Annotated in this window: 18 protein-coding genes and 1 tRNA gene; 2 read left to right on the top strand and 17 right to left on the bottom strand. The window is 39.7% G+C overall.

What is annotated here, in order from left to right; translation table 11 throughout:
• Positions 1-8: 8 nt before the first annotated feature.
• From rnr to gap, 7 genes are all read right to left on the bottom strand, one after another.
• Positions 9-2,390: a ribonuclease R gene (gene rnr / locus R4146_RS03690; RefSeq protein ID WP_339960089.1), complete on the bottom strand. Its 2,382-nt coding sequence runs from the start codon at positions 2,388-2,390 to the stop codon at positions 9-11.
• A gap of 152 nt (positions 2,391-2,542) precedes the next feature.
• Positions 2,543-2,779 (bottom strand): preprotein translocase subunit SecG, encoded by a 237-nt coding sequence (secG, locus tag R4146_RS03685; protein WP_339960088.1) that lies wholly within the window; start codon positions 2,777-2,779, stop codon positions 2,543-2,545.
• Between the two features lie 75 nt (positions 2,780-2,854).
• Positions 2,855-4,135: a ClC family H(+)/Cl(-) exchange transporter gene (locus R4146_RS03680; RefSeq protein ID WP_339960087.1), complete on the bottom strand. Its 1,281-nt coding sequence runs from the start codon at positions 4,133-4,135 to the stop codon at positions 2,855-2,857.
• Between the two features lie 83 nt (positions 4,136-4,218).
• Positions 4,219-5,538 carry a phosphopyruvate hydratase gene (gene eno, locus R4146_RS03675; RefSeq protein ID WP_339960085.1) on the bottom strand — a complete coding sequence of 440 codons (1,320 nt, stop codon included), beginning with the start codon at positions 5,536-5,538 and terminating at the stop codon, positions 4,219-4,221.
• 223 nt (positions 5,539-5,761) lie between these two features.
• Positions 5,762-6,523: a triose-phosphate isomerase gene (tpiA, locus tag R4146_RS03670; RefSeq protein ID WP_339960084.1), complete on the bottom strand. Its 762-nt coding sequence runs from the start codon at positions 6,521-6,523 to the stop codon at positions 5,762-5,764.
• 158 nt (positions 6,524-6,681) lie between these two features.
• On the bottom strand, positions 6,682-7,896 hold the full coding sequence (locus R4146_RS03665) for a phosphoglycerate kinase (RefSeq protein WP_339960083.1): 1,215 nt from the start codon (positions 7,894-7,896) through the stop codon (positions 6,682-6,684).
• Positions 7,897-8,058: 162 nt separating this feature from the next.
• Positions 8,059-9,069 (bottom strand): type I glyceraldehyde-3-phosphate dehydrogenase, encoded by a 1,011-nt coding sequence (gene gap, locus R4146_RS03660; protein ID WP_339960082.1) that lies wholly within the window; start codon positions 9,067-9,069, stop codon positions 8,059-8,061.
• A gap of 291 nt (positions 9,070-9,360) precedes the next feature.
• Here gap and R4146_RS03655 point away from each other — a divergent pair.
• Together R4146_RS03655 and R4146_RS03650 are read left to right on the top strand one after the other, a co-directional pair.
• Positions 9,361-9,432: transfer RNA gene (locus R4146_RS03655), tRNA-Arg, on the top strand.
• A gap of 147 nt (positions 9,433-9,579) precedes the next feature.
• Positions 9,580-10,188: an ATP-dependent Clp protease proteolytic subunit gene (locus R4146_RS03650; protein ID WP_339960081.1), complete on the top strand. Its 609-nt coding sequence runs from the start codon at positions 9,580-9,582 to the stop codon at positions 10,186-10,188.
• Positions 10,189-10,332: 144 nt separating this feature from the next.
• Here the strand turns inward: R4146_RS03650 and whiA are convergent, their stop codons facing one another.
• From whiA to R4146_RS03600, 10 genes are all read right to left on the bottom strand, one after another.
• Complete coding sequence (gene whiA / locus R4146_RS03645; protein WP_339960080.1) at positions 10,333-11,295, bottom strand: DNA-binding protein WhiA; 963 nt, start codon at positions 11,293-11,295, stop codon at positions 10,333-10,335.
• A gap of 1 nt (position 11,296) precedes the next feature.
• Positions 11,297-12,298, bottom strand: coding sequence for a gluconeogenesis morphogenetic factor MgfK (gene mgfK / locus R4146_RS03640; RefSeq protein ID WP_339960079.1), 1,002 nt, complete (start codon positions 12,296-12,298; stop codon positions 11,297-11,299).
• Between the two features lie 179 nt (positions 12,299-12,477).
• Positions 12,478-15,333: an excinuclease ABC subunit UvrA gene (uvrA, locus tag R4146_RS03635; protein ID WP_339960078.1), complete on the bottom strand. Its 2,856-nt coding sequence runs from the start codon at positions 15,331-15,333 to the stop codon at positions 12,478-12,480.
• An 11-nt stretch (positions 15,334-15,344) separates the two neighbouring features.
• Positions 15,345-17,360, bottom strand: a complete 2,016-nt coding sequence (uvrB, locus tag R4146_RS03630; protein ID WP_339960076.1) for an excinuclease ABC subunit UvrB — start codon at positions 17,358-17,360, stop codon at positions 15,345-15,347.
• 123 nt (positions 17,361-17,483) lie between these two features.
• Complete coding sequence (gene trxB / locus R4146_RS03625; RefSeq protein ID WP_339960075.1) at positions 17,484-18,401, bottom strand: thioredoxin-disulfide reductase; 918 nt, start codon at positions 18,399-18,401, stop codon at positions 17,484-17,486.
• Between the two features lie 85 nt (positions 18,402-18,486).
• On the bottom strand, positions 18,487-19,377 hold the full coding sequence (gene galU / locus R4146_RS03620) for a UTP--glucose-1-phosphate uridylyltransferase GalU (protein ID WP_339960074.1): 891 nt from the start codon (positions 19,375-19,377) through the stop codon (positions 18,487-18,489).
• A 36-nt stretch (positions 19,378-19,413) separates the two neighbouring features.
• On the bottom strand, positions 19,414-20,430 hold the full coding sequence (locus R4146_RS03615; protein ID WP_339960073.1) for an NAD(P)H-dependent glycerol-3-phosphate dehydrogenase: 1,017 nt from the start codon (positions 20,428-20,430) through the stop codon (positions 19,414-19,416).
• Between the two features lie 22 nt (positions 20,431-20,452).
• Positions 20,453-21,283: a prolipoprotein diacylglyceryl transferase gene (gene lgt, locus R4146_RS03610; RefSeq protein WP_339960651.1), complete on the bottom strand. Its 831-nt coding sequence runs from the start codon at positions 21,281-21,283 to the stop codon at positions 20,453-20,455.
• A gap of 28 nt (positions 21,284-21,311) precedes the next feature.
• On the bottom strand, positions 21,312-22,316 hold the full coding sequence (hprK, locus tag R4146_RS03605; RefSeq protein ID WP_339960072.1) for an HPr(Ser) kinase/phosphatase: 1,005 nt from the start codon (positions 22,314-22,316) through the stop codon (positions 21,312-21,314).
• 68 nt (positions 22,317-22,384) lie between these two features.
• Entirely contained in the window at positions 22,385-22,750 is a 366-nt protein-coding gene (locus R4146_RS03600) for a phage holin family protein (RefSeq protein WP_339960071.1), read from the bottom strand.
• Positions 22,751-22,752 lie beyond the last annotated feature (2 nt).

Genomic DNA, 22,752 nt, shown 5'->3' with positions numbered 1-22,752 from the left:
TTGATAAATTAGTTGGAACGATGGTTATTGTTAGACCGACCGTTACCACTACCACGGTGGTTATTGTTGTTGTTATGACTAGCACTGTTGCGACGGTGATTATTATTGCCACCATTACCACCACGGCGGTTGTTATTGCGGTGGTTACCATTACCATGACGGTTGTTGGAACGACGACCACCGTTACCACCCCGACCATGACTTTGCTTTGGTAGTAAGTCACTGGTTGGCGTATCTTGTGGATTAACGATATCAAAATCAACCGTACTTTGGGCAGGGTCAGCACCTACAACCTTTACGCGTACGTTTTGACCAATCTTATAAGTCCGCTTCGTGCGACGACCCACTAATGCAAGGAATTTTTCGACGTATTCATAGTAGTCATCTTTCATTCGACTAATGTGCACAAGTCCTTCAACCGTGTTTGGTAATTCAATAAACATTCCAAACTTCAAGACGGAGCTAACCGTTGCATCAAATTCTTCGCCAATGTGATCAGCCATGTATTCAGCCTTCTTCATTGAGTCAGTATCCCGTTCGGCATCAATGGCACGTCGTTCACACTTAGATGAATGATCAGCAATTTCTTCTAAGACGTCAGCATACTTAGCCTTAGATTGTTTGTTAATTCCATGATTTTCATAGTAGTGAATTAAACGGTGGACCGTTGTATCTGGATAACGCCGAATTGGGGAAGTAAAGTGCGTATAGAACTCAGCCCCTAGTCCAAAGTGACCTAGTGATTGATCAGCATAGCGCGCTTGTTTTAAGCTCCGTAACATCATTACTGATACCACTGCTTCTTCTGGCTTTCCAGCAACTTTCTTCAAAACATTTTGTAGCATCTTAGGCTTAAGCTTAGCTGGATCACCCTTTACGTTGATTCCAAAAGCAGTTAGGAATTCAAAGAACTTCTTAACTCGATCAGCATCGGGAGTTTCGTGCACCCGGTAAATAAATGGAGCATGTTTTTCACTGTAGTGTTGAGCAACCGTTTCGTTAGCAGCTAACATGAATGATTCAATCATCTTTTCAGCCGTTCCACGAACACGAAGCTTAATGTCGATTGGGTGACCCTTTTCATCAACAATGATTTCTGCTTCACGGTCATCAAAGTCAATGGCACCCCGTTGTTTACGGTGCTTGTATAAAATCTTGTGTAGTTCACCCATGGTTTCAAACATTGGGACTAATTCTTTGTATTCTTCCTTCGTCTTAGCATCATTTGATTCCAAGATCTTATTCACTGCCGTATAAGTCATCCGGGCCTTAGAACGCATAAAACTAGGATGAATCCGATATTTAACTACGTTCCCAGCTGGCGTGATTTCCATATCACAACTCATACAAAGTCGAATAACGCCTTCATTTAAGGAACAAATTCCATTGGATAACCGCCGTGGCAACATTGGAATAACCCGGTCGGTTAAGTAAACAGAAGTCCCCCGTTTATAGGCTTCTTCATCCAATAGGCTTCCTGGCCGAACGTAATGACTAACGTCAGCAATGTGAACCCCTAGATGGAAATTCCCATTTGGTAATTTCCAAGCCGTAACAGCATCATCTAAATCCTTAGATGCTTCCCCATCAATCGTAACTAGATTTTGATCAGTAACGTCTTCACGACCCTTTAATTCAGAATCTAAAACGTGATCAGGAATGGCATCGGCTTCTTGTAATACGTCTTCTGGGAATTGAGCTGGAATATCATGGGCATACACGATTTGTAAAATATCAATTCCAGGATCATCAACACTTCCGATGACTTGCTTAGCGATTCCGACCATTGCTTCTGGATGGTCATCGTTAGGAAATTCAGTGATTTCAGCCGTCACCACTTCACCCGCGGTTGGCTTTAGCCCTACTTCAGTGACATAGAATTTATAGTTAAGGAGCTTTTTATCCTTTAACTTAATTTGACCATAATAACCATTATCATCACCAGTTTGGATGAATTCACCCACTACTTGTTCATAATGGTGGTCTAAAATCTTAGTCACTTTAGCTTGAGGACCTTGATCTGAGCCAGCTGCTGCTGGCTTCAAAATTTCAATTTCAACTGTATCACCATTCATTGCATGCATGGTGTAATCAGGTGCAATAAATGCATCTGATTCATTTTCATCAAAGTCTACGAAGCCGAATCCCTTTGGATTGGAGTGAAACGTTCCCTGGGGCTTCATTGCCTTTGGATTCACCGTAAACTTACCAGCTTCAGTGACTAATGCTTTTTCTTCTCGTTCTAAGCGAGCTAATTCTTGAACGATCAACTTAAATGCAGCCGAGCCATGATAGCCTAGTTCATCAGATAGTTCGCTGACTTCAAAGCTATCTTTAGCGTGTTGCTTAAGGACCGCTTCAATTTCATTTTTTAATTTATTATCTTCCAAAATTGTTTCCTCATTATTTCTAGATTTCGATTTTCATCGATTTTATTGTCGTTAATTAACCTAATTTATATTTTAACATTATTTATTTTCAAAGTATGCTATTAAACTCGTTAAAAATAAAAACCCTCTGTTAAAACAGAAGGTTTGAATAATTAGTGCGATGAAACCCAAACTAATGCTAAGGCATCGACAAAGAATAAAATTCCAAGTACTGTCGTTACTCGTTGCATAAATGCTTCGAATCCACGAGGCTTTGACTTTGAGAATAAATCATCAGCACCACCAGTAAGTGATGACATAGCATCGTTAGTTTTAGCTGGTTGCATTAGTACCGCAATGATAATCAAGATACTAATGATCCATAAAATCGTCATTAAAAAGTTATACAAAATACTGCCTCCTATTTTCTTCAAGGCTCAAATATACTACTCAATATTTTAACATATCTCACAATTGGTTGCCAATTAGCCTCGTTTTTTAATAATATTGTTGAGTAATTGGTCATAAATGGGTTGGCCATTAAATAAATCGACCACCGCATAGGCGATTAACGCCGTAATAGCTAGTGGCATTAGCTCCGTGACGGTCCCCACCATCTCAGTAATTAATAATACAGCCGTAAACACGGACTTAGTAATACAGGCAAAGTAAGCCGCCATGGAAAAAATAATTAAATTAATTACTAATGGTGCCGGCAATAACCCTAATTGGACCATTATTTGGCCGTATGTTGCCCCTAACAACGCTCCCATTGCTAAAATAGGAAGGAAAAAGCCACCAGGAGCCCCAGATCCATACGATAACGTGGCAAATACCAGTCGCACCACTATATATAACGCCAATATTGAAATGGATGGCACGTTTTTGCTAATTGCCAAAATGAGTTGGTTCCCACCACCAAGGGTAATTGGCATAAAATAACCAATTGGTAAAATCAATACTAATGGGACTAACACCCATAGATAATTAGGAATCTTTTGAAACGGTTTAAATAATGTCCCTGAGTATAGAATGGATTGTTGATAAACTAACCCACCAAGGCCTAATAAACAACCCAGGATAATTAGATGCCAATATTGACCAAGCGGAAAGGCATCTTGATAGACAATATGAAGCGCTGGTTGTTGACCAAATGCAACCGTTGATACAAAGTTAGAAACCGCAGCTGCCCCTAACACCGTAGGCCACACCTTTAATGGAAATCGATGGTAAATTTCTTCTAATACGAACATCGAACTAGCAATGGGCGCATTAAAAGCGGCTGATAGTCCAGCCGCTGCTCCAGCTGCAATAATGACCCGGCGCAATTCATCATCAACGTTACGAAACGCCGCAATACCTTGTGCTGCAGTGGAGCCAATTTGAATCGAAGGCCCTTCACGACCTAAGAACAGCCCACTTCCAATTGATAATACCCCACTGACAAACTTACGCCACAATGCCGACCAGTATGGGTAATCAATTTTACCCAATAGCTGCCCTTTGACTTGTGGAATCCCAGAGCCCTTAATATTAGGATTCTCCTTAATTAGGACTGCAACAACTAACCCAATAATGATATTTGCCCCTAAAATGAATAGTAATAGCAAATGATGCTGATGAGCTAATATGTAAAGCCGTTCCACAAATGATAGCTGTTGTTCGATAATCCAACGAAAGGCACTTACCAATGCCCCAACAACCACCCCAACGGTTAACCCATTCAACAGATAATTAACCGACTTTAATCTAAAGTCATTGTTCATCTCTTTTCACCTCAATCACCATGATAGCACAAAAAAAGCACTAGAATTAAATTCCAGTGCTTTTTCAAATCTTCTAAAGAAGATTATTTGTTAATGATGTTTTCACGAGCTTGTTCACTCAAGTTGTAGAATGAGTGGATACCCTTGTATTCAGAAACGCTACCTAATTGGTCTTCGATTCTCATTAATTGGTTGTACTTAGCGATCCGTTCGCCACGGCTCATTGAACCAGTCTTAATTTGACCAGCGTTCAATGCAACAACTAAGTCAGAGATAGTAGTATCTTCAGTTTCACCAGAACGGTGTGAGATGATAGCAGTGTATCCAGCTTCCTTAGCCATTTCAACGGCACGAACAGTTTCAGTTAAAGTACCGATTTGGTTAAGCTTGATTAAGATTGAGTTAGCAACACCCATCTTGATACCCTTAGCTAGGTAATCAGTGTTAGTAACGAATAAGTCATCACCAACGATTTGAACCTTCTTACCTAAGCGACGAGTAGCCATTTGCCAGTCTTCCCATTCGTTTTCATCCAATGGATCTTCGATTGAAACGATTGGGTACTTGTCAACAAGACCTTCAAGTAAAGTAACAAATTCGTCAGCTGAGTATGACTTACCGTCACCAACTAAGTTGTACTTCTTAGTCTTAGGATCGAAGAATTCTGATGAAGCACAGTCAAAGGCAATTGCAATGTCTTTACCTGGCTTGTAACCAGCCTTAGTAATTGCTTCTACTAAGATTTCGAATGGTTCTTCGTTGTTTTGTAGGTCAGGAGCAAATCCACCTTCATCACCAACGGCAGTGGAGTAACCACGGTCGTTTAAGATATTCTTTAAGTTGTGGAAAGTTTCTGAACCCATCCGGATTGCTTCCTTAACACTCTTAGCACCAACGGGCATAATCATGAATTCTTGGAAGTCAACCTTGTTGTTAGCATGCTTACCACCATTGATAACGTTCATCATAGGTGTTGGAAGTAAGTGCGCATTGAAACCACCAAAGTAGTTGTATAATGGAACACCTAATTCGTCAGCAGCAGCACGAGCAGCAGCTAATGAAACACCTAAAATAGCGTTAGCACCTAACTTACCCTTATTAGGAGTACCGTCAAGCTTGATCATAGCTTCGTCAATTGCTAATTGGTCAGTTACATCGTAACCAACGATTTCCTTTGCAATGATGTTGTTAACATTGTCAACGGCCTTAGTAACACCTTTACCCATGTAACGGTTCTTGTCGCCATCACGTAATTCAACGGCTTCGTGTTCACCAGTTGATGCACCTGAAGGTACGATTCCACGGCCAAATGCGCCGGCTTCTGTATATAATTCTACTTCAACAGTAGGGTTACCACGTGAGTCTAAGACTTCGCGAGCGTAAATATCGGAAATAATTGACATTGTATTCTCTCCTTAAGTGAAAGTTAAATTACCCAATGTTCAAAATGCATTGGGGACTGTGAACCACTTCGCAATAAAGGAAGCTTAGGCAAAAGTCATTTTGCCAGGGACTGTTCGTTACCCTCAAACTGAATAAATATAAAAATTTACTCATCATCTACACTGTTATGATACCATTTTTTAATTATTAAGACCAACAATTAATCAATAAATACGGTAAAAATTAATAATGAATTAATTTTAAAAATTCATTCGGGTCTAAACTAGCACTACCGACCAAGACCCCATCAATGTCTGGCTGTGCCATTAGCGCCTTTACGGTCTTTGGGGTAACACTACCCCCGTACAACACACGCACTGTATCTGCTAATGCCGGTGAATAGATACTGCTAATTGTTTGACGAATCAACGCACACCCCTCTTCGGCTTCCTCGGCACTAGCTGTAATTCCAGTCCCAATCGCCCAACGCGGTTCATAGGCGATCATCATCTTAGCGGCATCTGATGCATCAACATTTTTAAATGCTGCAATCACCTGGCTAACGACCCAGTGAACATCATCGTCCGTTTCAGTCCGAACGAGGGTTTCATCACAGCAAACAATCGGATTGATGTGGTTTCTAAGTAACGCATGGACTTTTTTATTAACAATTTCAGGGTCTTCATCAAAGTAATGACGGCGTTCCGAATGCCCTGCAATCGAATATGTAATTCCCATTTCACTCAGTGCTTTCGGGCTAACTTCTCCGGTATAGGCACCTGTATCATGGTAATCACAATTTTCAGCAGCAATAATAACGTTACTACCCTTAGCATGGTCTAACAATGGCCATAGATATAATGGTGAAGCTGCAATCATTACTTCGGCCTGGTCTGGGCTAGGTAGTTGATCTTTAATGGTTTCAATATATGGAATAACTTGATCTGGCATCAAATACATTTTCCAATTCGCGCCAATAAATGGCACTCGTTGCTTTGCACTCATTCATAAATCCCCCTTATCAGGATGTTGTTTCACTAGAGTGTGAGATTGAATAATTACATTCTACTATACATCATTTTACCGCCCCATGCTTAGTCTTAAAATTTAAGCAAAAATAAAAAGAGCCGTACCGAAGTACGACTCTTTTCACAAGTAACGAATTACTTATCAGAAATTGCAGCAATTCCTGGAAGTGGCTTACCTTCAAGGTAAGTAAGTGAAGCTCCACCACCGGTAGAAACGTGAGTTAATTTGTCAGCAATTCCTAATTGCTTAACAGCAGCAGTTGAGTCACCACCACCAACGATAGTAGTAGCATCCTTTAAGTTAGCTAAGAAATCACCAACGGCTAAAGTACCCTTAGCGAAGTTGCTCATTTCGAATACACCCATAGGTCCATTCCAAACAACTGTCTTAGCATCTCTAAGAACGTTTTCAAATTCTTGAATTGACTTAGGACCAATATCTAAGGCCATCATTCCATCAGGAATGTCACCTTCAACGATTTCAGTCTTAGCATCATTAGCAAATTTGTCAGCAACGACGTTATCAATTGGTAATACCAACTTGTCGCCAGCCTTTTGCAAGATTTGTTTAGCTAAATCAATCTTGTCATCTTCAACTAATGAGTTACCAATCTTGATACCTTTAGCAGCGTAGAAAGTATAAGTCATACCACCACCGATAATTACCTTATCAGCTTTATCTAATAAGTTATCGATAACAGTAATCTTATCTGAAACCTTTGCACCACCTAAGATAGCAACGAATGGACGTTTAGGATTGTTCACAGCATTACCAAGGTACTTGATTTCCTTTTCCATTAAGAAACCAACAGCAGCTGGCTTACCAGCAGCTTCCATTGCCTTAGCAATTCCAACGTTAGAAGCGTGGGAACGGTGAGCAGTACCAAATGCATCGTTTACGAATTCATCACCAAGTGAAGCCCAGTATTCACCAAGTTTTGGATCATTACCAGATTCACGTTTTACGTATTCGCCATTGACAACATCTTCAAAACGAGTGTTTTCAACTAATAAAACATCTCCATCATTCATTTTGTTGATGGCATCTTCTAATTGAGGGCCTTCAGTAGCTGGAACAAAAGTTACTGGCTTATTTAATAAGTTTGAAAGGCGTTCTGCAACTGGACGAAGTGAGAGTTCTTTCTTGTCATCTTCAGTCTTGATCCGACCAAGGTGAGAGAAAATGATTGCCTTACCACCGTGATCAATTACGTAATTGATGGTTGGTAATGCAGCCACGATCCGATTGTCGTCACCGATAACACCGTCCTTAATAGGAACATTGAAATCGAGACGCATTAATACTTTTTTATCTTTTAAATCTAAATCAGAAACAGTTAATTTAGCCAATTTAGATACCTCCTAAATAAATAGTAACTTAACACCTTTTATCATACAGCATTTAAAACCTAATCTCAAAACAAAAGATTCATTGGATTAAGTATTAAAAAAAGGTGAAAGAGTATCCTCCTCCACCTTTTATCATTTTAATTGTTTAATTAAAACTGCTTTTTATAGTTGAGCGAACTTCAATAGGGTACGAACCATGTTACAAGTGAAGCCCCATTCGTTATCGTACCAAGTCCAAACCTTAACTAATTGGTCATCACCAACAGTAGTTACATCAGTTTGGGAAGGATCAAATACTGATCCGTGAGTATCACCAATGATATCACTTGAAACGATAGGATCTTCAGCATAACCAAATGCTTCGTTACCTTCAGTGTGCTTCTTGATTGCTGCGTTAACTTCGTCAGCAGTAACCTTCTTGTCCAAGATAGCAGTTAATTCAGTTAATGAACCGTCTACTAATGGAACACGTTGAGCAACACCGTTTAACTTACCTTGTAAGTCAGGAACAACTAAACCAAGAGCCTTAGCAGCACCAGTTGAATGAGGAATAGTATTTGCACTTGCAGTACGGTTATTTCTCATCTTCTTACCTCTAGGACCATCTAAGATAGCTTGAGTAGAAGTAAAGGCATGGATAGTAGTCATAGTACCAACCTTGATACCGAATTCCTTGTTCAAGAAGTAAGCTGATGGTGCAATACTACTAGTAGTACATGAACCAGCAGAAACAATCTTGTCATCAGAGTTTAAAGTATCCAAGTTAACACCAGGAACAACAGTCTTAATTTGACCAGCAGGAGCTGAGATTAAGACACGCTTTGCACCAGCGTCTAAGTGAGCTTGGGACTTTTCTTCTGAAGTGTAGAAACCTGTACATTCAAGAACGAAGTCAACACCGTCGTTCTTAACCCAAGGAATTTGTGAAGCATCCTTTTCAGCGTAAACAGGAATTTCGTGACCATCAACAACAATTCCAGAATCAGTAGATGAAACTTCACCTGGGAACTTGCCATGAGTTGAGTCATACTTTAATAAGTATGCTAACATTGATGGAGTAGTTAAATCATTAATTGCAGCAACTTCAATGTCGCTTGAGTTTAGTTCGTGGATACGCTTGAAAGCTAAACGTCCAATACGTCCAAAACCATTAATACCAATTTTTACAGTCATACTGAATTTTCCTCCTTTAGGAAATAATAAGATAAATATTATTTATAAAAGCAGTACATCAGTATCTTACCACTTTTTGTTGCTAGTGTCAGCCATGTAGCTCAATATTATTGAATCCAATCACAGTTAAAAATCACCGCGCAACATTTATCTTGCATTAAGCAGTATAGCAATCACGTTTCATTTTTGCAAAGCTATTGCTTGTGAATTAATTTTATTTTAACCCCCTTGCATTTCAATTCATTTTAAGCTACAATTTTATATTGTTATTGTTAATTAAATAATTCATTTGCGCCTGTAGTGTAATGGATCGCACGTAAGATTCCGGTTCTTGAGATGGGGGTTCGATTCCCTCCAGGCGCACTAGATGATGAAAAGTCCTTGCTAATCGTTGTTGTTAGCGGGACTTTTTATTTGTGGGCAAATATTTTGACCTTCACTGACTATTAAGATAGAATTTATATAGTTTAAAATTTAAAATTACTAACCAATTAAGGGAGGACAATTAAAATGAACTTAATCCCAACTGTTATCGAGCAATCCGCTAATGGCGAAAGAGCTTATGACATTTACTCTCGTTTATTAAAAGACCGGATCATCATGTTATCAGGTCCAATCGAAGACGATATGGCTAATTCAATTATTGCTCAATTACTATTCTTGGATGCCCAAGACTCAGATAAGGATATTTATCTTTACATTAACTCACCAGGTGGTGTTATCACTTCTGGAATGGCAATTTACGATACAATGAAGTTTGTTAAATCAGACGTTCAAACCATCGTAATGGGAATGGCTGCATCAATGGCCAGTGTGCTTGCTTCTTCTGGTACTAAGGGGAAACGTTTCGCATTACCTCACTCACAAGTTATGATTCACCAACCATCTGGTGGTGCTCAAGGAAAGCAAAGTGATATTGAAATCGCCGCTGAATCCATCTTGAGTGCTCGTAAGATGTTAAACAAGATTTTAGCTGAAAACTCTGGTCAAACGGTTGCTAAGATTAACCGTGATACTGATCGTGATAACTACTTAACTGCCGATGAAGCCGTTAAATATGGTTTATTAGATGGTATTATGACTAGCAAGACTGAATTAAACAAAGGCGATAACAAATAATCAATTTTAAAACGGCGATGACTCATCTGAAGTCATCACCGTTTTTTTGTAGCTATATAAACAATCGATAAATATTCAACAATAGCCTAGCGAAGATAGAAATAATCTATCTTTGCTAGGCTATTTTGATGTGTTTAAATTATTTTAATCGTTACTAACGGCTGCAATTCGTTCTTCAGTTTGCAGCCTTATTTTTTCAGCAAAGTCGCTAATCTTTTTTAACCGGTGATTAATGCCTGATTTAGAAATCGTGCCACTAGGCACCATTTCGCCCAATTCTTTTAAAGTAACTTCTTTATTAGCTAGGCGTAATTCTGCTACTTCACGTAGTTTATCAGGCAATTGATCTAGGCCGACCGTTTCTGCAATAAAGTTAATGCTTGCGATTTGACGCGTTGAAGCATTCGCAACCTTATTCATATTAGCATTTTCGCAGTTCACTAACCGGTTAACCGAATTTCGCATATCACGGACAATTCGAATATCTTCAAAGTGAAGCATCGAATTAGTAGCCCCAATCAGCTGCAAGAAATCAGCAATCTTTTCAGCTCCCTTTAAGTAGGTAATATACCCACTCCGCCGACTGGTGGTCTTTGCTTCTAGATGATAGCGATTCATCATTTCGGCAATCATTTCATTGTGAGTTTCATACAATGAATAGATTTCTAAATGATAACGCGACGTTTCCGGATTATTAACTGAACCGCCAGCTAGAAAGGCACCACGTAGATATGAACGCACTTGAGAATCATCCTTCAATAATTCGACTGGAACTCGTTCGATGATTTGATAATCCTGTAAGATTCCTAAATCATCTAAAATATTTTTAGTATTATTAGTAATTCGAACTACATAAACATTATTCTTTTTTAATTTCATGCGTTTTCTAACGATTAGATTACTTTCAACATCATAAAATTCTAATAATAGTCGATAAATCCGCCGCGCAATGGCCGGATTTTCAGTTTGAACATTTAAAATTAGTTCATGATTCACAATTGTTAGCGAACCATTCATTCGAATCAATGCCATTAGTTCTGGTTTGGCATTCTTCCTACGAACCTTTAGCGTAGTAAGTTCTTTTTTAACTTGACTAGCATACGACATTTCAATTCACTCCATTACTATCCTTTTCAATCAATCGAATTAACTCATTCGATACAGCATCCCCATTATGATAAGCTCCATGATCATGTAGCTTTAAAAAGTCAGAAGCAATGACCTTACATCCCTGTTTTTCTAAGCCCGCTTGATCATGCTTAACTTGATGTGACGTTTCATCAGAATGGCTTCGATCAATATAATTAACGGGGACTTTTTTATTATTGACCATGACCGCATTAATAATATTCTTTTCAAAATGACGATTTAAAATGGCCACGTGATCTGAATCACTTAGACCATTAGTTTCACCATTTTGTGTCATAATATTACAAATATAAACAATTTCAGCACTAGTGTGTAAGATGGCTTCGTGAACTTCTGGAATCATTAAATTAGGTAGGATGCTAGTAAATAAACTTCCTGGTCCCAATACAATTTGATCTGCGTTTAAAATCGCATCCACCACTGGTTGGGCAGCCTTAGGCGCGCCATTTTGATCATCTCGATCAACCCAAACCCGTTCAATCATTTTATGCGCATTAGTAATCTCAGATTCACCTGCTAATTCCGTTCCATCAGTGAACTTAGCATGAAGGGTAATCAAGTCATCACTAGCGGGATAAATATGCCCCTTCACATCTAATAATTTAGTTAGTTCTTGCACTCCATTGAAAATATTACCCTTCATTTCTGATAGTGCAGTAATTAATAGGTTACCAATGGCATGACCAGCTAAAAACTTATCCGTACCTTTAAATCGATATTGAAATAGTTTTAAAAATTCTGGATTGGCATCTGATAATGCTACGATAACATTTCGAATATCACCAGGTGGGACCACATTGATATAATTACGCAAGATTCCAGATGAACCTCCATCATCCGCAACTGTTACAATTGCGGTAATATCAACATCCCGCTTCTTGAGCGACTTTAAAATCACTGGAACCCCAGTTCCACCACCAATTACCACAATGCGTGGTTGGTGAGATTTAATCTGCGGCATTGATTGACCCTCCTCATCGCTTAATTTAGCGTTAAATCACTTGTTAACTACGATTATTTTTTTATTCAATTTATTTTATAATTTAATTAATGGTTTAAACCATAAAGCATAGTATAACACACCTGGTGTTTCTTTTTTAAAAAAACAATAAAAAAAGGCGAACATTCGCCCTTTCTTAATTATTCTTTTAACTCTTTGGTTCGTTTGGTATCAACTTCTAAAACTGGCTTTAGATATTGACCCGTATAACTATTTTTGACTTGGCAGACTTCTTCTGGGGTACCCGTTGCGACGATTTGGCCACCACCGTCACCACCTTCAGGTCCTAAGTCAATTAAATAATCGGCAGTTTTAATCACATCTAAACTGTGTTCAATGATCAAAACAGTATTGCCCTTAGCAACTAATTCATGCAGGATTTTGAGCAATCGTCCGATATCATCAGTATGCAATCCAATCGTTGGTTCATCTAAGATATATAGGTTTTTACCATCTGATTTTTTGTAAAGTTCAGCCGATAGCTTCATCCGTTGGGCTTCCCCACCAGATAAAGTAGTTGCGGGTTGGCCTAATTTGACGTAGCCAAGGCCCACTTCATTAATGGTCTCTAATTTCCGCGTAATTTTGGGAATGGCCTTAAAGAAATCTAAGGCTTCGCTTACGGTCATATCCAATACATCAGAAATGTTTTTACCTTTATATTCAACTTCCAAGGTTTCGGCGTTATACCGCTTACCATGACAAACTTCACACGGTACATAGACATCGGGAAGGAAGTTCATTTCAATCTTTAAAATTCCATCCCCATGACATGTTTCACAGCGGCCACCCTTAACGTTAAAGCTAAACCGGCCCTTCTTATAACCACGTAACTTGGCTTCATTAGTTTCAGCAAATAAATCACGGATATCATCAAAAACCCCCGTATACGTTGCCGGGTTACTCCGGGGAGTCCGGCCAATTGGGCTTTGATCGATACTAACTAGTTTTTCAATATTCTTATAGCCCCGAATGGACTTGTACTTACCAGGCTTAGTTGAATTATGATTTAATTTTTGTGCTAATGCCCGTTTTAAAATGGTATTAACTAATGTTGATTTACCAGATCCAGAAACCCCAGAAACCACGATAAATTCACCCAGGGGAAAACTAACGGTAATGTCCTTTAAGTTATTAGCTTGTGCCCCAGTAATCGTAATCTTTTTACCGTTACCAGTCCGGCGTTTCAATGGAACCGGAATAAACTTCTTCCCAGATAGATATTGACCAGTTAGTGAATGTGGATTCTTAGCTACTTCCGCTGGCGTTCCAGCAGCCATGACCTTTCCACCATTTTCACCGGCCCCAGGACCAATGTCAACAATGTAATCAGCATCATCCATGGTATCTTTATCATGTTCGACTACGACCAATGTATTGCCTAAGTCCCGCATTGATTGTAATGATTTAATTAGTCGATTGTTATCCCGTTGATGCAATCCAATCGATGGTTCATCAAGGACATATAACACTCCGGACAAATTCGATCCAATTTGAGTTGCTAATCGAATCCGTTGTGATTCTCCACCAGATAGGGTTCCAGCAGAACGGGCGAGGGTTAAATAGTCTAACCCAACGTTCTTTAGGAAACTAAGGCGGTCGATGATTTCCTTTACGATCGGTTTGGCAATTACTGAATCTTGTTCACCAAATTGTAATTGGCTAAAGTAGTCCAATTCCTTTTGAACATCAATTGCTGCCACCTGACTAATATTTTGACCAGCTACCTTCACACTTAAAGCTCGTTCATTTAACCGGTAGCCATGACACGTCTGGCAGGTTAATTCAGTCATGTACTCACGCATGGTCTTTCTAGTAAATTCACTATTAGTGTTATGATAACGGCGATTAATATTATTAATCACCCCTTCAAATGGCATGTCTAAGTCACGCTTACCACCAAAATTACTTTCGAAGTTAAAGTGGAATTGCTGATCACCAGACCCGTAAAGCACCAAGTCACGTTGCTTCTTTGGTAATTTATTGAATGGCGTGTTCATATCAATTCCAAAGTGTTCACAAGCTTGCTTTAACATATTTGGATAGTATTCAGAACTAATTGGATTCCATGGTGCTAGGGCTCCTTGAGCCAAGGTTTTACTGCGGTCTGGAATTACTAAATCTAGATCCACTTCTAATTTAATCCCTAATCCATCACAATCAGGACAGGCTCCCAGTGGTGAATTAAATGAAAATAGTCGTGGTTCCAGCTTCCCAACTGTAAAGCCACAGAATGGACACGAGTAATGTTCTGAAAAGACCATGTTGTCCCGTTTACCCATAAAATCAGCAATTGCGTATCCATCACTAAGTCGTAATGCAGCTTCCAATGAATCTGAAAGTCTGGAATTAATGCCGTCTTTGATGATAATGCGGTCTACGACCACGTTAATGGTATGGCGTTTGTTCTTATCCAATTCGACTGAGTCATCTAAGTCCATGACTTCACCATCAACTTGAATCCGCACAAATCCTTCCCGTTTAATCTTCTTTAAAATCTCTTTATGTTGACCCTTTTTATCCCGCACTACGGGCGCTAGGATCTGTAGACGCGTCCGTTCAGGTAAATTAAGCATTTCGCCCATCATTTGATCAATGGATTGACTAGTAATCTTAGTCCCATCATTTGGACAAATTGGGGTTCCTACTCGTGCCCATAACAGCCGGAAATAGTCATTGATTTCAGTGACCGTTCCCACCGTTGAACGTGGATTATGCGACGTTGTCTTTTGATCAATTGAAATGGCTGGGCTTAGCCCTTCAATCGAATCTACGTCTGGTTTATCCATTTGCCCTAAAAATTGCCGTGCATATGACGATAAACTTTCTACATACCGCCGTTGACCCTCAGCATATAACGTATCAAATGCTAACGAACTTTTTCCGGAACCAGATAATCCCGTTACGACCGTTAATTTATTTTTAGGAATGGTCACATTAATGTCTTTTAAGTTATGTTCGCGCGCACCGCGAATAATAATTTTATCGTTTAACAAAACAGTCCTCCTTACATCTTCGCCTGCAATTCAATAATTGTATCCCGTAAGTTAGCGGCATGTTCGAAGTCAAGTCGCTTCGATGCAGACTGCATTTCGTCTTCTAGGCGGCCAATCATGGCTTGTTTTTCCGCCTTACTCATCTTCTTAAAGTCAGTCGTAACAATTTCACCATTCGTAGCGTCATTTTCAGCGGCTACTTGATCTCCACTAACGGAGATAACTGGTGAAATCGCCTTCTTAATCGTATGGGGCGTAATTCCATGCTCATGGTTGTATTGCTCTTGAATTTCACGCCGCCGCTGGGTTTCATCAATGGCCTTCTTCATCGAATCAGTCATGTCATCCGCATACATAATTACTTCACCATGTTCGTTTCTGGCGGCCCGACCAATCGTTTGAATCAAGGAACGTTCATTCCGTAAGAACCCTTCCTTATCAGCATCTAAAATCACCACTAATGATACTTCCGGCACATCAATTCCTTCCCGAAGGAGATTAATTCCAACTAAAACATCGAACTTACCTGCTCGCAGGTCATGAATAATCTTAGTCCGTTCGAGGGTCTTAATATCACTATGCAAATAACGCACGCGAATTCCTAAATCCTTTAGGTAGTCAGTTAAATCTTCCGCCATTTTCTTCGTTAATGTCGTAACAAATGTCCGCTCGTTACGGTCGATTCGTTTATTGATTTCCCCCACTAAATCATCCATTTGACCCATAATTGGTCGAACCTTCACGATTGGATCCAATAAACCGGTTGGTCGGATAATTTGTTGAACTACTTGGTCGGCGTGCTTTAATTCATATGGGCCAGGAGTCGCTGACATATAAATAACCTGATTAATGTGTTTTTCAAATTCAGGCATTTGTAATGGCCGGTTATCTAAGGCACTGGGGAGCCGGAATCCGTATTCAATTAACCGTTCCTTCCGGGCTTTATCCCCATTATACATCCCACCAACTTGTGGAATCGTTTGGTGGGACTCATCAACGACCATCAAAAAGTCCTTAGGGAAGAAATCCATTAACGTGTATGGTGGTTCCCCTGGTTTCCGACCATCCATATACCGCGAATAGTTTTCAATGCCGTTGGTATAACCCATTTCACGCATCATTTCAATATCATAAGTCGTGCGTTGCTTTAGTCGTTGGGCTTCTAGTAACTTTCCTTCATCGGTTAACTTCTTAGATTGGGAATCTAGTTCCTGCTTAATTCCATCTAAGGCATGATCCATAATTTGATCATCTGCTAAGAAGTGAGTTGCTGGGAAAATGATGATTTTATCCTTATCACTAATAATCTCACCAGTTAGGGTATCAATTTCGCGAATGCGATCAATTTCATCCCCGAAAAATTCAATTCGATATGCATATTTACTACCAGATGCTGGGAAGACTTCTACCACGTCACCACGCACTCTGAACCGGCCCCGTTGAAAATCAATATCATTCCGGTCAAATTGGATGTTCACTAATTCCCGTAATAATGTATCACGATCAATTTCTTGACCCACGTGTAATGGAATCGTGTGATCAAAATATTCCTTTGGACTTCCTAATCCAAAAATAGCGGATACGGATGCCACTACAATTACATCATTTCGTTCTAGTAACGCACTCGTGGCCGCATGCCGTAATTGATCAATTTCATCATTAATTGATGAATCCTTTTCAATATAGGTATCACTAGATGGCACGTATGCTTCTGGTTGGTAATAATCATAATAACTAACGAAGTATTCCACCGCATTGTGTGGAAAGAACCGCTTTAATTCACTATATAATTGACCAGCAAGGGTCTTATTATGGGATAGCACAAGCGTTGGTTTATTTACATTTTTAATCACATTAGAAATAGTAAACGTCTTCCCAGTTCCAGTTGCACCTAACAAGACCTGTTCTTTATCGCCTTGTTTAATCCCGTTGGTTAATTCTTCAATTGCCTTGGGTTGATCACCAGTTGGACTGTAATCTGAAACCAAGTCGAATTTATTATCCGTAATTCGATTAATCTTTGCCATTTACTTAGTCCCCTTTCGAGTTGCAATAACTTATTTTTTCGCATAAAAAAGTGGGGAAGGACGCCTCCCCCACTTGTTATCTTTATTTTAACACTGTTTTGCTTTTTTCAAAGAATAAACACTTTACATATTTTGGATGTAATGGAATGCATTTTGACCAGCAATTCCACCATCGCCAACTGCAGTGACCACTTGGCGTAATTCCTTAGCTCGAACATCACCCACGGCAAAAATCCCTGGCATGGATGTTTCCATTCGGTCATTAGTCTTGATCCAACCCTTTTCATCAGTAATATGAAGGTTGGCAAAAGCGCCAGTAATTGGTAGATTTCCAACATAAATAAACACACCACTGGCATTGATCAATCCAGTTTCGTTCGTTTCATTATTAATGGTCTTAACTCCAGTTACTTTAGCATCATCACCGACCACTTCGGTCACACTAGTATTCCAAACAAAATTGATCTTATCATTAGCAAATGCTTGGTCTTGCAGCACCTTTTGGGCTCTAAGCTCATCACGCCGGTGAACCACCGTTACCTTAGATACTAATTGAGCCAAATATAGTGATTCTTGAATGGCGGAATCACCACCACCAACCACTACTACTTCCTTGTTCTTAAAGAACGCTCCGTCACAGACTGCGCAGTAAGAAACTCCGCGGCCGCCGTAGCTATCTTCACCTTCAACCCCTAGTTTACGGTATTGAGAACCAGTGCCGATGATAATCGCCTTAGCTTGATAATCACCATTATCAGTGTGCACAACTTTAACGGCACCCTGGTCTTCAATTGATTCAACCGTTCCATAACCATACTTAGCCCCAAAATTAATTGAGCCTTCGTACATGTTCTTAGCTAAATCAGGACCCAAAATGGACTTAAAACCAGGATAGTTTTCAATTTCAGCCGTATTATTCATTTGGCCACCATAAATCCCTCGATCAATCATTAATACTGATAGATTAGCACGGGAAGCGTAAAGTGCACTAGTCATTCCACTGGGACCAGCACCAATCACAATTACATCATAACTTTCCACTGATTGAACACTCCTTATCTAAATCGTTAATGTACATAGCTTACTATTAATAAGTAAATTTGTCCATTAGTTTGTACCCAATGCATTATTTTTGATCTTCATCAATTAATTGTTGGCCTAATTCCTTAATGTATGCACGCAATTCATCCTTTACTTCTGGATGTTCTAGTCCATATTCAATATTGGTCTTCAACCAACCAAACTTGTTTCCAGTATCGTATCTAGAACCAACTAATTCGTGAGCGTAGACTTTGTGGGTCTTGTTAAGGGTATCAATTGCATCGGTTAATTGAATTTCATTTCCCTTACCAGGTTTAGTTTCAGCTAAAATATCAAAAATGTTAGGGGTCAATAGGTACCGACCAATGATGGCTAAATCACTTGGGGCATCTTCTGGGTTTGGTTTTTCAACAAAACTATCCACGTCGTATAGTCCGGGCTTGATTTCCTTAGTTGGCGCAATTACCCCGTACTTAGCAGTATCTTCATGTGGTACTCGCATAACTGCTAACGTGGATTCACCAGTTTCTTCGTAACAATCGATCAATTGCTTAGTCAATGGTTCTTCAGCCTTAGCAATATCATCACCTAACATAATAACGAATGGTTCATCCCCTACGAAACTGCGGGCAGTGGAAACGGCATCCCCTAACCCGTCTGGATGATTTTGGCGGATAAAGTAGATGTTCATCCCATTGGTTTCTTGAACGGCCTTTAACATCTTATCCTTATGCTTACGGGCTAAGTTAGCTTCCAATTCTGGGTTGGAATCAAAGTGATCTTCAATATTTCGTTTATTCCGACCAATGATGATTAAGATATCAGTAATTCCAGAAGCCTTAGCTTCTTCAACGATCAATTGAATGGTAGGGGTATCAACCACTGGTAGCATTTCTTTTGGCACGGCCTTAGTTTCTGGTAAGAATCTAGTTCCTAATCCAGCAGCTGGAATAATTGCTTTTCTAATCTTTTTCATAATACAAAACTCCTAATAGTTTAATTAAATTGCGATTTAGTTTAATTCTGAACGACCTTCACGTTGCATTAATTTGCTAATGGATGCTTTAATATCAGCATGATCATACAAAACATGATAGATAGCAGAAGTAATTGGCATTTCAACGCCACGTTGCTTAGCTAATTCATATGCTGCCCGGGTAGTAGCAACTCCTTCAATGACCATCCCCATGTTGTTAACAACATCTTCTAGGGTTTGGCCCTTACCAAGTTGGTTCCCAGCCCGCCAGTTTCTAGAATCAGAGCTAGTGGCGGTAACAATTAAGTCCCCCACGCCAGATAATCCAATAAACGTTAGCGGGTTTGCACCAAATGAAGTCCCTAAACGTGAAATTTCAGCCAAGCCCCGGGTAATTAAGGAAGCCTTGGCGTTATCACCATAACCTAGCCCAACTAAGGCCCCGGCACCAAGGGCAATGATATTCTTCAAAGCTGCCCCAATTTCTACTCCGATCACATCATCATTGGTATAGACCCGGAAGTGGTCGTTCATGAACAATGATTGAATATGCTCAGCAACTTGCATGTCTTCACTTGCTACCGTGACCAGTGTAATATCACCACGAGCAACATCTTCGGCTTGACTAGGACCAGAAAGAACGGAAATTGAGCGACGATGGGCGGGGGCAATTTCTTCAGCTAGCACTTCTGACATACGCTTATATGTTTTTTCTTCGATTCCCTTACTAGCATGGATCAAATTGGGTTTAATCCCTAATTCAGCAATGATGGCATCTGCTTTTTTAGCAACCGAACGGGTTACTTGAGCGGGAACAACGAACAATACGTCATCTACCCCATCCATTGCAGCCTTCATGTCGGAATAGGCAACCAATGAATCTGAGAAAGTAAAATCTTTTAAGTATTTGGAATTAGTATGATCATTATTTAATTCTGCCACTTGCGCTGGCTTGTATGACCAAAGTCGAACGTCATTTCCGTTTTGAGCTAGGATGTTTGCTAACATACTGCCCCATGAGCCAGCTCCTAAAACTGCAATTTTTTCTGTCATGTTTTTCACTTCACCTTTTTATTTATTGTAAAATTCGTTTTGCACCGTCTAAATACCAACTGGCATCTGGATACTTGCGACGCCGATAGATGATTAAACCAATTGCAACTACGAAGAGGACAATGGATAACCATTGCGAAACTCGAATACTACCGATCATTAGACTATCAGTTCGCATTCCTTCAACGAAGAACCGACCAAATGAATACCATAGAACATACATTAGAAAAACTTCACCGCGTTTGAAGAAATGAGGAACGTGTCGCAATGATAAAATTACTGCTACCCCCAAAAAACTCCATAGCGATTCGTAGAGGAAGGTGGGTTGTCGATATGCGCCACCGATATACATTTGATTAATAATAAACTGTGGCAAATGCAAATGCTGCAAGAACGCTAGACTGGTAATCTGACCAAAGGCTTCTTGGTTCATAAAATTACCCCACCGACCAATTCCTTGTGCCAACAAGACCGTCGGCGAAATAACATCTAACATGAGCCAAACCGGGATCAATCGGGAACGACAGAATAAGATAATCACGATTGCCGCACCGATCAACGAACCATAGATGGCAATTCCACCGTCCCAGATTCGAATAATTTCATCTAGATGATTTTGATAATAGCTCCACTGAAAGGCAACGTAGTACAATCGGGCGCTAATGATAGAAAATGGCAATGCCCACAGTAACATGTCATAAATATTATCAGCTTTAATGCCCCGCTTGTTTCCCTCTCGAACCGATAAATATACCGCCAAAATGACGGCACTGGCGATAAAAATACCGTACCAATGGACCTGAATGGGGCCCAAATCAAATGCAATTGGATTTAATGCTAGTTTAATGATGATTCATTCCCTTCAAAGATTATGATTGTTGTTATTGCTTTGGTTTATTAATCTCCGCTTTATTCTTAGCCTTAATTGCCGCCTCACGTTTGCGGGCTCGGGCATCTTTAATGGAGTTTTCTTTGATTAAACTAGTTAAGTTATCATCAAATACCTTGGTAGCATCATAACCCATGGAACGAGCTCTAAAGTTCATGGCAGCAGCTTCAATCAGTACTGCTAAGTTTCGACCAATTTTAACTGGAATATTTAGTTTAGGGACATCGACATCAAAGAATCGTTGGGTTTCATTGTTATTGCCCAAACGGTCGAATGGCGTGTCCTTAGACCAATTCGATAGATGAACGATTAGGTCCACTCGCGTATCGCTACGGACTGCTCCGGCCCCAAATAAATTCATAGCATCAATAATTCCAATCCCTCGAATTTCCAGTAAGTGTCTTAAGATACGCGGCGCTTGACCAATCAGCGTTTGTTCATCTTGTTGATAAACTTCGACTCGATCATCTGCAATCAATCGGTGGCCCCGCTTAATTAGTTCCAACGCCGTTTCGCTCTTACCGACTCCAGAGTCACCAGTAATCAAGACCCCTAACCCATAAATATCAACTAATTCACCGTGAATGGACATTCGTTCGGCTAATTTTGCTTCAAGGAAGTTGGTCATATTACTCAATACTCGCGAAGTAGTTAGCTTCGAGCACAGGACTGGAATATGCTGACTTTCAGCAGCATCTAATAGTTCTTCTGGTGGATCTAATTGAGTTGAAATAACAAAGGCTGGCGTTTCAGGCTGACACATCTTTTTCATGACATCGTATAGCTCATCACTAGCCATGCCCTTGGCAAAGGAAGTTTCAGTAATTCCTAATAACTGAATTCGTTTGGCTGGATAGTAATTAAAATAGCCCGTTAACTCTAAACCAGGTCTGGAAATATCACTAGTGGTAATTAATCGATCTAAATAGTCTTCACCATAAGCAACACTTAAATGGGTATTATCGACTAAATCCTTAACCGTTACTTCTTCAGTCACCTAAACTCCTCCGTTCATAAAAACAAATATCACGTTAATTTTATCACGTTATAAGACTAGATACACTCTTATTGGCGATTTTGCTGGGAATAGTGATCAGCAAAAATCGCATTACAAAGCGATAGAATAATTGCAACGAGCATTGCTGTTCCAAAAGACGAGAAATAAAAGCTCTCTTTACCCACTAGCAATGAAGTTAATTCCAGCATAAAGCCATTAATCACAATGCTAAACAGTCCCAACGTTATGATGTTAATCGGCAACGATAAAATAGTAATAAATGGTCGAACCAGCGCATTTAAAATGGATAGAATCAACGCGGCAAATAACGCCGTAGTAATGCTGGCAACATAAAATTTACCAGAGTGTTGAAAAAAGCCAGCCAATGCAATGAACACGAACATGTTCAATAGTAATTGTTTTAAAAACGTCATGA

The sequence above is a fragment of the Nicoliella lavandulae genome, from assembly GCF_037546185.1.
GTDB classification, from domain to species: domain Bacteria; phylum Bacillota; class Bacilli; order Lactobacillales; family Lactobacillaceae; genus Nicoliella; species Nicoliella lavandulae.
This window is presented reverse-complemented; position numbering and strand designations above follow the sequence as displayed.